This is a genomic window from Streptomyces sp. NBC_01454, assembly GCF_036227565.1.
GTDB lineage: Bacteria > Actinomycetota > Actinomycetes > Streptomycetales > Streptomycetaceae > Streptomyces.
Genome location: NZ_CP109460.1, coordinates 5,476,227 through 5,489,032, shown reverse-complemented (window position 1 = coordinate 5,489,032; position 12,806 = coordinate 5,476,227). Strand labels below are relative to the sequence as shown.

At 70.5% G+C, this 12,806-nt stretch carries 23 protein-coding genes; 22 read left to right on the top strand and 1 reads right to left on the bottom strand.

Annotated elements, in window-relative coordinates:
* The first annotated feature begins 41 nt into the window (after positions 1-41).
* The 22 genes from OIU81_RS24400 to OIU81_RS24295 all read left to right on the top strand — a co-directional run bounded on the left by OIU81_RS24400 (position 42) and on the right by OIU81_RS24295 (position 12,299).
* Entirely contained in the window at positions 42-398 is a 357-nt protein-coding gene (locus OIU81_RS24400) for a hypothetical protein (protein WP_329151286.1), read from the top strand.
* A 64-nt stretch (positions 399-462) separates the two neighbouring features.
* Positions 463-606 carry a hypothetical protein gene (locus OIU81_RS24395; protein WP_329151285.1) on the top strand — a complete coding sequence of 48 codons (144 nt, stop codon included), beginning with the start codon at positions 463-465 and terminating at the stop codon, positions 604-606.
* Positions 597-1,046 carry a hypothetical protein gene (locus tag OIU81_RS24390; protein ID WP_329151284.1) on the top strand — a complete coding sequence of 150 codons (450 nt, stop codon included), beginning with the start codon at positions 597-599 and terminating at the stop codon, positions 1,044-1,046. Before OIU81_RS24395 ends, OIU81_RS24390 begins: the two co-directional genes overlap by 10 nt.
* Complete coding sequence (locus tag OIU81_RS24385) at positions 1,043-1,465, top strand: hypothetical protein (RefSeq protein ID WP_329151283.1); 423 nt, start codon at positions 1,043-1,045, stop codon at positions 1,463-1,465. Before OIU81_RS24390 ends, OIU81_RS24385 begins: the two co-directional genes overlap by 4 nt.
* Positions 1,462-2,292, top strand: a complete 831-nt coding sequence (locus OIU81_RS24380; RefSeq protein ID WP_329151282.1) for a hypothetical protein — start codon at positions 1,462-1,464, stop codon at positions 2,290-2,292. The genes OIU81_RS24385 and OIU81_RS24380 overlap by 4 nt, the downstream gene beginning before the upstream one ends.
* A 1-nt stretch (position 2,293) precedes the next feature.
* A complete protein-coding gene (locus tag OIU81_RS24375) occupies positions 2,294-3,355 on the top strand; it encodes a recombination directionality factor (protein WP_329151281.1) in 1,062 nt (353 codons plus the stop codon).
* Between the two features lie 20 nt (positions 3,356-3,375).
* On the top strand, positions 3,376-4,155 hold the full coding sequence (locus tag OIU81_RS24370) for an exonuclease domain-containing protein (protein WP_329151280.1): 780 nt from the start codon (positions 3,376-3,378) through the stop codon (positions 4,153-4,155).
* A complete protein-coding gene (locus OIU81_RS24365; protein WP_329151279.1) occupies positions 4,152-4,610 on the top strand; it encodes a phiSA1p31-related protein in 459 nt (152 codons plus the stop codon). The genes OIU81_RS24370 and OIU81_RS24365 overlap by 4 nt, the downstream gene beginning before the upstream one ends.
* On the top strand, positions 4,607-4,849 hold the full coding sequence (locus tag OIU81_RS24360; RefSeq protein ID WP_329151277.1) for a hypothetical protein: 243 nt from the start codon (positions 4,607-4,609) through the stop codon (positions 4,847-4,849). Before OIU81_RS24365 ends, OIU81_RS24360 begins: the two co-directional genes overlap by 4 nt.
* Complete coding sequence (locus OIU81_RS24355; RefSeq protein ID WP_329151275.1) at positions 4,849-5,475, top strand: hypothetical protein; 627 nt, start codon at positions 4,849-4,851, stop codon at positions 5,473-5,475. Before OIU81_RS24360 ends, OIU81_RS24355 begins: the two co-directional genes overlap by 1 nt.
* Complete coding sequence (locus OIU81_RS24350) at positions 5,472-6,788, top strand: DNA cytosine methyltransferase (RefSeq protein WP_329151273.1); 1,317 nt, start codon at positions 5,472-5,474, stop codon at positions 6,786-6,788. Before OIU81_RS24355 ends, OIU81_RS24350 begins: the two co-directional genes overlap by 4 nt.
* Positions 6,785-7,051 (top strand): hypothetical protein, encoded by a 267-nt coding sequence (locus OIU81_RS24345; protein ID WP_329151271.1) that lies wholly within the window; start codon positions 6,785-6,787, stop codon positions 7,049-7,051. The genes OIU81_RS24350 and OIU81_RS24345 overlap by 4 nt, the downstream gene beginning before the upstream one ends.
* A 5-nt stretch (positions 7,052-7,056) precedes the next feature.
* Entirely contained in the window at positions 7,057-7,494 is a 438-nt protein-coding gene (locus OIU81_RS24340) for a hypothetical protein (protein ID WP_329155320.1), read from the top strand.
* Positions 7,491-7,850 carry a hypothetical protein gene (locus OIU81_RS24335; RefSeq protein WP_329151268.1) on the top strand — a complete coding sequence of 120 codons (360 nt, stop codon included), beginning with the start codon at positions 7,491-7,493 and terminating at the stop codon, positions 7,848-7,850. Before OIU81_RS24340 ends, OIU81_RS24335 begins: the two co-directional genes overlap by 4 nt.
* A gap of 12 nt (positions 7,851-7,862) precedes the next feature.
* Positions 7,863-8,828 carry a hypothetical protein gene (locus OIU81_RS24330; RefSeq protein ID WP_329151267.1) on the top strand — a complete coding sequence of 322 codons (966 nt, stop codon included), beginning with the start codon at positions 7,863-7,865 and terminating at the stop codon, positions 8,826-8,828.
* 2 nt (positions 8,829-8,830) lie between these two features.
* The gene (locus OIU81_RS24325) at positions 8,831-9,448 is read left to right on the top strand and encodes a zinc finger domain-containing protein (protein WP_329151265.1); all 618 of its coding nucleotides are present in this window, start codon (positions 8,831-8,833) and stop codon (positions 9,446-9,448) included.
* Entirely contained in the window at positions 9,445-9,717 is a 273-nt protein-coding gene (locus tag OIU81_RS24320; RefSeq protein ID WP_329151264.1) for a hypothetical protein, read from the top strand. Before OIU81_RS24325 ends, OIU81_RS24320 begins: the two co-directional genes overlap by 4 nt.
* Positions 9,714-10,220: a hypothetical protein gene (locus tag OIU81_RS24315; protein ID WP_329151261.1), complete on the top strand. Its 507-nt coding sequence runs from the start codon at positions 9,714-9,716 to the stop codon at positions 10,218-10,220. The genes OIU81_RS24320 and OIU81_RS24315 overlap by 4 nt, the downstream gene beginning before the upstream one ends.
* On the top strand, positions 10,217-10,471 hold the full coding sequence (locus tag OIU81_RS24310; RefSeq protein WP_329151258.1) for a hypothetical protein: 255 nt from the start codon (positions 10,217-10,219) through the stop codon (positions 10,469-10,471). The genes OIU81_RS24315 and OIU81_RS24310 overlap by 4 nt, the downstream gene beginning before the upstream one ends.
* Entirely contained in the window at positions 10,468-10,905 is a 438-nt protein-coding gene (locus OIU81_RS24305) for a hypothetical protein (protein ID WP_329151257.1), read from the top strand. Before OIU81_RS24310 ends, OIU81_RS24305 begins: the two co-directional genes overlap by 4 nt.
* Positions 10,902-11,342, top strand: coding sequence for a hypothetical protein (locus OIU81_RS24300; protein ID WP_329151255.1), 441 nt, complete (start codon positions 10,902-10,904; stop codon positions 11,340-11,342). Before OIU81_RS24305 ends, OIU81_RS24300 begins: the two co-directional genes overlap by 4 nt.
* Positions 11,343-11,438: 96 nt before the next feature.
* Positions 11,439-12,299: a hypothetical protein gene (locus tag OIU81_RS24295; protein WP_329151253.1), complete on the top strand. Its 861-nt coding sequence runs from the start codon at positions 11,439-11,441 to the stop codon at positions 12,297-12,299.
* A 63-nt stretch (positions 12,300-12,362) separates the two neighbouring features.
* Here OIU81_RS24295 and OIU81_RS24290 read toward each other — a convergent pair whose 3' ends face one another.
* The gene (locus OIU81_RS24290; RefSeq protein ID WP_329151251.1) at positions 12,363-12,776 is read right to left on the bottom strand and encodes a GIY-YIG nuclease family protein; all 414 of its coding nucleotides are present in this window, start codon (positions 12,774-12,776) and stop codon (positions 12,363-12,365) included.
* Between the last annotated feature and the right edge of the window lie 30 nt (positions 12,777-12,806).

Genomic DNA, 12,806 nt, shown 5'->3' with positions numbered 1-12,806 from the left:
CTCGCGCCGCACCAAGCATGCAGAAAGTGAGGCGGTTCGCCTTGAGCGCGCAGCCTATCGAGCGCACCCCGCAGCTCTCCGACCTCGACCGGAAGGCAAGCAACGAGCTCGCCGTCGCCGCGATGCTCGATTACCTTTCGCTTCCCGCCCCGACGATGACCCCGCGCACCGACGCCGTGCACATCACCGTGACGGACACGCGTGACCTCGGTCGGTGGATGTTCACGCTCGGCGGCGAAGTTCACCGCAGCGCCGGCGCCCACGCTGTCGCCCTGTGGTCGCTGCACACCAAGACCCCGACCCGGGCCGACGGCTCGACTGTGGCAATTCGCGTTCATGTCGCGGTCGTTGACGGCGAGGACGTCCTCACCGAAGTTCGCCGGCCGGTGACCCCGTGAGCACGAACCCCAACACCGTGCACGGCACGTCGACCGACGCCGCCCTCGAAGCCGCGGCCGCCCGATGACCGCCGCCGACTTCCGCGAGCTGTTCGACGCCCTCGGCTGGGGCGTCGGGGCCGCACTGCTGCTGATGCTCGCCGGCGCCGTCGACACCGCCCGTGCACGCAACTCCCGTACGCGAAAGGACGACTCGACGTGCGACTGACCACACGCGACCGACTTCGCTACCTCGCCGCGAAGGTGCGGTATCGGCGGCAGACGATCGTTCCCGGCGCCTTCCGTATCAGCGTTCGCCGGACGCCGCTCGGCGCCGAACTCGACGTGTCCGACCTCGTCGAGACCCTCGTGCGGCAGCTCGCCGAGAACTACGCCGACGACCCCGAGGGCATCGACGCCGAACTCGCCAGGATCGCAGAGCTCGGCGTCGCCGCCGAGAACGAGCGGCACCTCGACGGCGCCGGCTACGCCGAGCACGAGCGAGACAGCCTCGTCGAGCAGTTCGTCGACGACATGGGCGGCGCCCGTATGCGGATCGGCGGCCCGTCCGCGCTGCGGTCGGCCGCCCTCATGACCGCTTATCTCGCCGGGCCGAGCACGGTCATCGAGCTGCCTTGGCAGCGCCGCGAGGGTGGTGCGGCCGCATGAGCGCCCGCGACGAAGTGCACGGCGCGTTGCTTCGAGCCGGCTACGAAGGGCCCGGCGCCGACGCGCTGATCGAGCGTGTCCTCGCGGAGCAGCCGACCGAGGCTGACCCGCTCGCGCATGCCCGTCCGGCTCGTGTGCTCCCGTCGTTGCCGAGCGGCGCCGAGGTGCAGCTCGCGGCATACGGCGAGCGCATCGAGTCCTTCGGCTGCGGCGACGTACGCGCCATGTACCGACTCGCCTGCACGATCCGCGACGAGCTCGCGAAGGCGCGCACCGAGGGCGCTGAACACGAAGAGCGAGCACGGCAGTTCGCGAATCTGCTCGTCGACGTGCGGAACGCGGTCGGCGGCGCCAATTTCAAGATGTTGCCGGAGACCGTTCGCGCCCTGGTCGATGAACGCGAAGGCAGCGCCCGGTGACCGCCCCGAAGAACTCCGTCGCTACCGGGCGGGGCCGCTACTACCGCGACCCCGCCGGGGGCCCCGACCTGATCTCGGTTACGAACGTCACCGGCTCGTCGGTGCACAAGCCCGCGCTCGTCCCGTGGGGCGCCGGGCTCGTCGCCGACGCGGTGATCGCGAACCCAATCGAGGTTGCCCGCCGTGCCCGGATCGAGCCGACCCGGCTGCGGCGCGAGCTCGTCGCGCTGCCGAACGTGAACCGCGAGCGGGCGTCGAACCTCGGCACCCGCGTGCATCACCGCGCGCACTCGATCGTGATCGGTTCCCCGTACCCGGCCGATCCCGAGGTCGAGCCGTACGCGCGGCAGCTCGCCCGGTTCTTCCGGCTGTGGCGCGTGGACTTCGAGCGCGACGTCGAGGCGGTCGAGACGACCGTGCTCGATCGCGAGCACGGCTACGCCGGCACGGGCGATCTGTGGCTGTGGTTGCCGACCGGTCCGGGCGGGCGCCGCGAGTTGTGGCTGATCGATTACAAGACGAGCGCGAAGAAGCCGACGACGACGGTCTACGCCGAGCAGCCCTACCAACTCGCCGCGTACAAGTACGCCCCCGTCGCGCTGCTCGCGGATGACTCCGAGGTTCCCGCGCCGCGGCCGCGCCGTACGGCCGTGCTCAACATTCGCCCCCGCGGCTATCGGCTGATCGAGCTGCCGAGCGACCGCGCGGTGTACCGGGCCTTTCTCGGTGCGCTGCGTAGCGCCCGGCATCTGCACAACGCGCCCAACGCGTACCCGACGGTTCTGCCGCCATGGGCGCCGGGCTCAAATCCCCGAAAGGCGGCGTGACATGGGCTCGCGCATCATGACCATGAAGAAACAGGCGGTCGAGCTCGGTCGCATCCGTACCGGCTACAGCGTGCCGAACGAGGACCCGAAGAAGCGGGCCCGCGCGGTTCGGTCCGAGACGTTCATCTTCACCTCGCACAGCCGCGACTACGTCGCCGCGGCCGCCGAACAGTGGGGCGGCGACGTTGAGCCGTGGACCCCTCAGCGGAGCAAGATCGAACAGTTCCGCGTGATCACCCGGGCGCGCGAGATCCGAGCGATCATGCCCTCGGGCGACCCGCTGTCGCAGGCGTACGAGATGTGGGGTGGCGGCGGCTGCGTGCGCCGCTGCGACGGCGAGCGAGAGCAGAAGAGCGGGCAGCCGTGCATCTGCCTCGCTCGGTACGGTCCCAAGTGGCACCGACGGTCGCCGCGCGAGGTGTGCCGGCCGACAAGCCGTATCTCGGTGATGCTGCCCGAGCTGCCCGACCTCGGGGTATGGCGGCTCGACACGCACTCGTATTACGCGGCTGACGGTATGGCGGGCAGCGTCGACACGGTGCTGCAAGCCACGGGCGGCGCTTCCATGATGCCGGTCCGCATGTGGATCGAGCAGACGACGCGGGTCGAGAACGGCGAGACGAAGAACTTCCCGGTCGTCAAACTCGTGCCTGCCGTGCCTCAGTTGAAGCACGCACTGTCGGGCCCCCTGTCGACGGCGGCCGCGCTTGACCCAAGCTCGCTCACCCGGCCGGCGATCGAGGCGGCGCCCGCTGAGATGCCCGACTACCTCGCCGAAGCTCGCGGCTGTCGGACCGCCGAAGAAGTACGGCAGGTGTGGCACAAGGCAAACAGGGCCGGGCACGTCAAGCGCGATGGCACCGACGATCTGTCGCGGGACCTGATGCAGATCTCGCGGGACGTCGAGGCCGGTATCGACCCGCGCACGGGTGTGGTGGACGACGCCGGCCCGGACGCCGAGGGCGTCTACGAGGGCGAGGTTGTCGAGGACGACGAGCCACCGATGCCGCATCCTGCCGCGGCGTGGCCCGAGGTCGCGCAGCCGGGCGGGGGTGCGCGGTGACCCCTTGGCACATGGGGCGCATGTGCGCCTTCGATCTTGAGACGACGGGCGTCGACGTCGAGGCCGATCGCATCGTGACCGCCGCGGCAATCAGGCTCGGTGGCGGCGCCGGTACCGAGCCGTCGTCGTGGATGGCCGACCCCGGGATTCCGATCCCGGACGAGGCGGCCGCGGTGCACGGGATTACGACCGAGCACGCGAGGGCGAAGGGCTCGCCCGCGCTGAACGTCGTCGACGAGGTCGCGCAGATCCTCGCCGATGCCCTCGACGCCGGCGTGCCGATCGTCGGGCACAACGTCGCGTACGACCTCACGCTGCTCGACCGCGAGTGCCGGCGGCACGAACTGCCGACGCTGCTCGACCGGTTCACCGACGACGTGCTGTGGCCGGTGATCGACACGCGAGTGCTCGACACGCACGTGCTGCCGTACCGCAAGCGCCCGTCGAAGACACAGGGTCCGCGGCAGCTCGTCACCCTCGCGCAGGTCTACGAACTGCCGTGGGTCGAGGACGACGCGCACGGCTGCGAGTACGACGCGCTGATCGCCGCGCGGGTGGCGTACCGGATCGGGACGCTCGCGCACATGCGCCGCGGTGACTGGCCCGAGCCGATCCGCTCTGAGCGGCGGCCGCGGTTCCACGAGCTCAAGGGGCTCGACCTCGAAGAGCTGCATCACCTGCAAATCCGGCTCGCGCGTGAGCAAGCGGCCGGGCTCGAAAAGCACTTCCGCAAGAGCGACCGGACCGCAGTGGTCGACGGGTCGTGGCCGGTCCGTCCCTGGGTGGGTGAAGCCGCATGATCCCGAAGATTCGAATGCTCGACCTCGACGAGCACGCCCTCGTGCTCACCATGAACAAGGCCGGCGAGGTCGAGGTGATCAACCCGGGCATGTGCGACGCCCTCGCCGCCGCCGTGCTGCGCACGATCGCCGATCAGCTCATCGCGGCGCACCCGCCGTATCCGTGCACGCCGGATGCCGAGCCAGAGCAGCAGCACGACCGGCCGCCCGAGCCGGTGACCGGGCACGGCAGCCGGCTCGACACCGACCGAAAGGTGTGGACGGACGGACGCGGGCACGCGTGGGATCTGTCGCTCAAGTGGGGCGACGCCGCGGGCGGCGTGTGGCGCTGGACGGGCGTGCTCGATTCGGCCGGCACGCCGATGATGCGTCCGGTCGACGGGAACGGACGCGAGCCCCTCGACGTCGTGCGGTCGCTGTACGGGCCGATCGCCCCGCTCGGCGGTGCGGCATGACGACCCCGTACTTCCTCGCCGGGCTCGTCCTCGCGGCGGCAGCGATCACATGGGCGGTGCGCCTCGCACCACGCCGGATCACGGCCGAGCAGACGACCGTCGACGAGGTGCCCGTCGGCGGCGAGTTGTGCGAGATGGCCTACTGCGGCGCCTGTCGGCGCGAGCAGTACAGCGCCATGCACGAGGACGGCTCTCACACCTGTTGGACGTGCCGCACGACGACGGCGGGTGATCAGTGATGAGCGTCCCCGGGTTGCTCTCCCCCGGCGCCTTCGCGCCCCTCGACGAGGTGCCCTTCGCCCCGGTCGAGCTGCGGGTGATCGGGCTCGACCTCTCTCTTCAAAGCACCGGCGTCGCGCTGCCGGACGGCTCGACGTTCCGGATCAAGACGAAGGCGAAGGACGGCGACCGCCGGTTGTGCGTCATCCGTGACCGCATCCGGGCCGTGCTCGCCGAGCACCGGCCGCACCTGGCCGTCGTCGAGGATCTGCCCACGCACGCCATGTCGGCCGGGATCACCGGGCATGTGCACGGCGTCGTCAAGACCGAGCTGCTCGACGCCGACGTGCCATACGGGCTCGTCGTGCCGGCGACGCTCAAGAAATTCGCGTGCGATCACGGCAGCGCCGACAAGGTCCGGATGGCTGCGGCCGCTTACCTCGCGGCCGGCGCTGAGTTCCCCGGCGACCTCGACGCGAAGGGCCGCGGGGGCGACATGTGCGACGCGTGGTGGCTGCGCGTGGCCGGTCATGACTGGTGTGGAAGGCCCCTTTTCGATCTGCCGCAGGCGCAGCGAGACCGGCTGTCTAAAGCCAAGTGGCCGGACGCCTACCAGCAGCGGTACGTCATGGGGGTGTCGCTGTGACTCTGCGAATTGGATCGCTGTTCAGCGGATACGGCGGGCTCGACCTGGGAGTGCAGGCAGTGCTCGGCGGCAAGATCGCGTGGCACTGCCAGTACGACCCCGAGGACAAGTTCCAGTACGCCGCGCGCATCCTCGCCCACCATTGGCCCGGCGTGCCGAACCTCGGCGAAATCAGCGCCGTCAACTGGCAGTGCGTGCTCGACGAGCTCGGGCCGATCGACGTCGTTCTCGGTGGCTTCCCTTGCACCGATCTCTCATCCGCCGGGCAACGGCTGGGACTCATGATCGGCACGCGCTCGGGCTTGTGGCATTACATGCTGCGCGCGATCGCCGTACTACGGCCCCGATTGGTGGTGATCGAGAATGTTCGCGGCATCCTCTCGACGAAAGCACGTAGCGGAGTGGAGCCCTGCCCGTGCTGTGTGGAGTACGCAGGAAGTAAGCCTCTTCTGCGGGCACTCGGTGCCGTACTCGGCGACCTGGCCGCCGTCGGGTTCGATGCGGAGTGGGCGGGCGTACGCGCTTCGGAGATCGGCGCTCCCCATGAACGATTCCGCGAGTTCGTCCTCGCATGGCCTGCCGACGCCAGCGGCCCGGGACTGGAAGGGCAACGGATACTCGGGGCAGTTGCCGAACACGCTGCGGCTGCTGCCGACACCACGCACGTCGGACACGAACGGCGCGGGGAAACACGGAACGGGCGGACCGGACTTGCGGACGGCGGTCGCTCTGCTGCCGACACCGACGGCGAGCGACTCTCGACATACGGCGAACCACCGGCCGGACGGTTCGGCGTACGGCAGCAGGCAGGGAATGACCTTGACGGACGCAACTCGACTGCTCCCTACGCCGAGAGCGTCGGACGGGGAGAAGGGCGGACCGAATCAGCGGGGCAGTTCGGGCGACCTGACGCTGCCGAGCGCGGCAGCGAGGCTGCTGCCAGCGCCTACCACGTCGGACGGGGTCAGGGCGAACGACAGCTACAGCCAAGGCACCCCGACATTGAATGGGGTGGGTACGAACCCGCGATCCGGCGTTGGGAAGCGATTCTCGGGCGCCCTCACCCCCGGCCAACTGACGATCGAGGGCGTCTAGCCGCTGAGTTCTCGGAGTGGATGCAAGGGCTCGCCGCTGGGCATGTCTGCTCGGTGCCCGCCGCGCCCGGAATGAGCGAGGCAGCACTACGAAACGCCCGGCTCAAGGCGCTCGGCAACGGCGTCGTCCCCTTGCAAGCCGAGGCCGCGCTGCGTCTGCTGCTCGCTCGTGTCCTTCCCGAGGTGCCGCTGCTCCTTGGGGACGAAGAAGCGGCGTGACCGGCATCGGCCCGACCATCGGCACCCCGCAGCCCGGGTTCGGGCTGCGGGTCCGCCTCGACCACAAGCGGGCGCTCGCATCCGGCGATTTCAACTGTCGGTGCGGCGAGCTCGCCGAGGACGCCGTCGGTCACGACGAGGTGCGGCAGATGGCGGTTCGGGCCGAGCGCCACATGCGGGACGAGTGCCCGCTCGAAGAGGTACGGGCGGCGGCCGCCATGCGCGACCACCGTCGCAAGAACCCCCGCAAGAAAAGGAAGTGATCACGATGCACGACCTCGACCCCGACAAGCTGCCCGAGGTCAAAGTCGACGGCAACGCCGGATGGCTACAGGCAGCGCTCACAGCGGCGCAGCGCCGGGGACTGTGGGAGACCCCCGGCACGAGCGTGTTCGCCGTCGTCGAGCTCACCTCGAAGTCGTTCGTCGGGCACGCCGAAGGCGAGGACAAAGACCCGCAGGTGAAGCTGCGGATAACGGTCGCCGAGGTCGCACAGGATCACGAACAGGCCGGGCTCGTCGCCGAGGTGATGCGCGCCATGATGCGGCGCCGCCGCATGAACGGCACCCTCGACGAGCTCGGGCCCGGCTCGCGGGACGTCGAGGCAGCCGTCGCCGAAGCTCTCGCATCGCACCCGACCGAGGGCGAGTTCGAGGTGCACAACGACCGCAAGCGTCGCGCCGGCCGAATCGAGCAGTACGGATGACACGGCCGGCGGCGGGCAGCCACGGGGCGCAGCGTACGCACTGCCCCCGCTGCTCCCTTCCCGTGCTGAGGCAGCTCGTCGGCCGGCGGGCGGCGCTCGACGTCGTCGCCGATGCCGAGCAGATGACCGCGGCCGCGGCCGCCGCGCTGTGCGAGCCGAACCGCCTCGACTGGTGCGTGCGCGCCGTCGGCGGCGGGCTCGACCTTCGGTGGCCGGGCAGTCCGCACCCTTCCGACTGCCCGCACCCGCACGTGATCGACCACGTCTGTACCGCCCCGGTGGCACCCCCGCGGAACCCCGCGGCCCGTAAGACCCGCAAAGCCCCGCCCGTGCCCGCCGGGCAGCTCACCCTCTGAGAGGTACACCCGATGCCATGGTTCAACGTCGACGACAGCGCCCACAGCCACCCAAAAATGATCAGGGCGGGTAACGCTGCGGTCGGGCTGTGGATGCGGTGCGGCTCTTACGTGGCACAGCACTTGACCGACGGCATCGTGCCCGGACTCGTCGCTGCCATGTACGGCACGGCGCCGCAGATCAAGAAGCTCACGGCCGTCGGGTTGTGGCATGCGACCGGGCACGACTGCCCGAGCTGCCCGCAGCCCCCGGCCGGGGACTACTGCATGCACGACTACGCCCGGAACGGGAACCCGACCCGCGCCGAGGTGGAGCGGCGTCGCGCGAAGGCCGCGGACAAGAAGCGCAAGCAACGGGCGTCGGGCGGGGCCGGCGACGACCCCGGTCGGCCGCCGAGGAATCCGTCGCTCTTCGACGACGATCCCGAGACGGATCGCGAGGGAATCGACGACGATTCGGATTCTTTTCCTCCCCCCGATTCTGACGAATACGCAGGTCAAGGGGACATGTCCCCCGGGGACTCCCCCGGGACTTCACGCGCGCGTGATCCACTCCACTCCACTCCACTCCCTAAGCGGGGGGTTGCTGAGAGAGAGAACGGTGCGGGTAGTAGCGGGCGCGCCCCCGAGCCGACTCACTCTCTGATCCCCACCGATTGGGCACCGAGCGAGGAAGACGTCGCCGCGGCGCAGCTCGCCCGGTCCGACGCCGGCCGCGAGCAGCTCACGCAGCAGCAGCTCGTCGCCGTCACACGGAAGTTCGTCCGCCGGCAGCTCGACGACCAGCGCCGCGCGGCCGCGTGGGGTGGCAGGTGGCAGCAGTGGGCCGAAAACGAGCGCACCGAATCGGGCGTCGTCGTTCCTTTTGGCCCTGGTGCCCACGCCCACGGGCGAGGACGTGAGGGCGTGCAGCAGACCAAGGGACAGCAGCAGCGCGAGGGGCTCGCGCGGCTCATGCAGCAGACCGGGGAGGTCTGACGATGGACACGCAGGAAGTGATCAGGCTGCTCGCCGAGATCAGCCTCATCGATGACCGGGTCGTCAAGACCAACGAGACCGAGCAGATCGCGCAGGTGCGTCTCTGGGCCGCGGCACTGATCAACGTGCCGTACGAGTTCGCCGGCGAGGCGGTCGGCCGCCACTACGCCGAGAGCGCATGGGCGGTCATGCCGAAGGACATCGCGGCACGGTGGCGCACGGTCGCCCGTGACCGGATGGCGCGGCACGCCGAACGCCGGGCGCCGGATGCCGACCCGGACGACGTCGACGGGTACGTGCTCGCACTGCGCGCCGACCGATCAGCGGTCGTCACCGGCGCCGAGCCGCCCGCCCGAGTCAGGGCCGAACTCGCGCGCGTCGGCCGGACGCTCGACGAGCCGGCCCCGGCGAACCCCCGCTACCTCGCGGCGAAGGCAGCCATGTTCCCGAAGCGCGACAAGCCCGCCGGACCGCCCGAGCTCGGCGTGCGCTGCCCGACATGCGAGGCGAACGCCGGCCGCCCGTGCAAGACGCTGGGGCGAGAACGGGTCATGGGCAACACGCACCCGGACCGGCAGCGCGATCACTTCGTCGCGCAGCAACAGGGGGCGAGCGCATGAGCGACGCCGAGCAGCGGCAGATCGCCGACGCGTGCGCCGCGGTGATCGCCGGGGCGATCGAGGAAGTCGTCGCCGAGTTCCCCGACGCCACCCCCGAAGCGCAGGCACGGCACGCGGTCCGCGCGCTCATGGCGCAGGGATGGCACATCACCGCCGAGCCGCTGTGCGCCCGTCTGGGCGCCTCGCCGGGCCCGACGCACACCACAGCACGAGCACCTCTACGCCCGCTCTGCGGTCCGCGTAGCGCCGAGAAAGGGATCACTCAATGACCGCCGAGAATCCACAGCAGATCGCAGCCGGCCCGCAGTTCGTAGGGGCCCGCATCGTCCGCCCCGATGAAGAGGTCGCCCCGCCCCGGCTGTTCTTCCTGCGCCGTCATATCGACGTGTCCGGGGTGAGCGGTACCGGAATCGTCGCCGATGGGGCGCTGTGGCCGGACGGGACCGCTTCGGTCAGGTGGCGCGGCGAGCACCCCTCGATCGTCTTTTGGGATCGCGGCCGCATATCCGTCGACCACGTCCATGGTCACGGCGGCGCGACCGAGGTCGAGTTCGTCGACGAGGACCCGGCCGGCTCGCTCCCGACCGCCGAGGCGCCGATCGCGCTGCGCCGCGTGATCGACATTGCCCTCGGTAAGCCGGTCCGGTGCCCGCAGTGCCATCGGCCGGGCGCCTGCCGGTGCATCGCATCCCGGCACGAGGAACGCGTCGAGGTCGTACTCGACGCCGTGCTGTCGTGGCTCGCCCGCAACCCGGGCGGCGCTGCCTCGTGAGCGCCTTCGACTTCGACCCCGACGACCTCGACGAGGACACCCTCGACTCTCTCGACGAGATGACCGACGACGAGCTCGCCGAGCTCTTCGACGACCAGGACGACGGCGAGCCCGAGCTCATGCTGCTCGCCGGCTACGGCCGGCCGGCCAATCGGCGGCCGCCCGTGATCGACCCGCACCGGCGTCTCGAAGACCTTCCGTCGATCGACACCTTCGCCCCGCCCGCCCGTACCACTGCGAGGACCCAATGACCGACATATTCACCGCCCTTGACGAGAGGAAGTGCGGGCCCGAGTGCGCCGAGATGCACACGTGCACCGGCCGGTGCATCCTCGCCCCGCTGTATCCCTCGCTCGTGTCCGACGAGGTACTGCTCGCCGCCCTCGACGAGGTGCGGGCATGGCGGCACCGGCAGCCGCACCAAGATGCGGCCCGCTTCATCGAGCTCGACGCGATCCTCGACGCCGCAGCGGTCGGTCGGATCGAGAAGCAGCTCGGACAGGATGCGCCGACGTCGCTGCCCGAGGCGGTCGAGGCGCACCACCACCTCATGAACCAGCGCCGCCGCGCGCTGGACGACACACGCCGCACCTGGGATCAGGCCGAAGCGAACGCGATCCGGCTGGTTGCCCGGTTCATGCCTCACAACGCCCCGCAGTCGGCGGAGAGCGGGGGGACGCGATGACCGCGATCACGACCGCAGCCGATGCAGCGCGCGAGCTGCTCGTGCGGCGCCTTGTCGACGAGCACGAGCTCGACGAGCCGACAGCCCGGGACGCTGTCGACCGGTACCGGTGTGGCGAGGACGGGCCGCATCACGAGCTCGTTCACCGTGCGGGGTTCGAGGTGTACGCCGAGCTCTCCGGCTGGGACGTCGACGGACTGCGCGTCGCGGTCCGCGAGAGTGCGCGGCGCTACGTCGACAGGCTGCGGCGCATCACGCTCGCCATGGCGCCCGTGGTCCGGGAGATGCAGGAGCATCTCGCGGCGGCCGCCGCGGCGCTGCGGAACGTCGGCGTCGTCGGCGAGGACGGGACACAGCGGCGCCCGGTGATGCGGGACCGCCCTGCATGGCAATCGCCGTACGGACCGCCCGCCCGCCGCTCCCCTCGCAAGAGGTGAAAAGGACGACGAGGCGCCCCTGTGCCGGCCAGCAATCCGGGGCCCCTCGCGGTGTTGATCACGATACGCCCTAACGCATCATCAGGAGCGCTCACCATGCAGAACACCGCCCGCCCCACCCGTGCCGCCGCGGACGACCTTCGGATCGTCCTCGACCACTGGCAGCACATGCGAGACCTGATCGACACCACCACGCCCGCCCCATGGCCGCCCGCCATGGGCACCGACTACCTTCGCGCCCTCGATGAGCACGACGCGGCCGAGGTCGCCGCCCCCGCGGCCGCGGCCGAGCGCGAGCACCTGGTGCTCGCCGAGCAGCCTGCCCCGCTGCGACTGCACGTCGTCGACGCCTGCCGAGCGGTCGAGGTCGCACTGTGCTCGGTCGCCGACGAGGTCGCCGCCGATGTGCAGCGCGCAAAGGTCGCCCCGCCGCGCCGACCGAACCCGACCGACCCGGTCGGTCGCGACCTCGCACTGCTCGCCGCTCGCGACGAAGCAGACCCGCAGCGCTGGCACTACAACGTCGGCGGCCGCAGCGCGCCGCGAGCGGCCGCGTGGCTGCTCGCACGGCTCACCGACAAGCCCGGCCCGTGCCTGCCCATCAACGGGGCGCACCGCGACCGCATCAGCCGTATCGCCTGCGAGGCGGCGCGGCGTATCGAGCGGACGGTCGGGATCGAGCAGCGCCGTGCCTTCCCCATGGACGACCGGCCGTGCCCGTGGTGCGGCGCCACGCTCACGATGCACCGCGGCGGCTCTGATGCGCCGGCTGTGACGTGCGAGAACGGTCTCGACTGCGGCGCCCCGGTGCAGGTGCTCGACGGTCGCCGCACGTGGGCGACGCCTCACGAGCTCGCCGCCCTCGAAGTGGCGCTCGATACCGCCACTCGCCGCCGCAAGCGGGCCGCGGACCGGCGCCGGCAGCGTACCGCCGAAAAAGCACGCGCCACGGCCTAGGTCGGATGCAACGAGCGCCCACCCGCTGCGCCCGGGTGGGCCTCGCGATTCGCGCCACTACGCCTACTCAGACCGCACGACGCGCGCCGCCGAAAAGAAAGCTGCCATAGCGATACCCACCTCGCTGCGCGGCGTCCCTAGGACGTTGTGGGCAGGCTTGTCATCATGAATCGTCTGTAATTCAACACTGAGCGCTGCCTCACGCGTCGGGTGCCACTCGACCGTGAACTGCGAGACCTGCGCCCACCAGTGCCTCTCTGCATGCTCGGCCCACCGAGCCATGGGGTTACGACTGATGCCGACGTATAGCAACTCATCACCTTCATTGAACAGCCGATAGACCGCCGTTTCAGTGCTGCCTTTACCTGCCACCCCTGGATGGGGCATCGACCCCTTCACTAGCCGTTGTAACACCCGAGCCCTCCTCTTGCTTCGTTTGTTGGGGCCGGCCGTCTCGCCCGCGAAGATCTGCCGCATACGCCCGACTCGCGGCTGCGCCGCACCGAG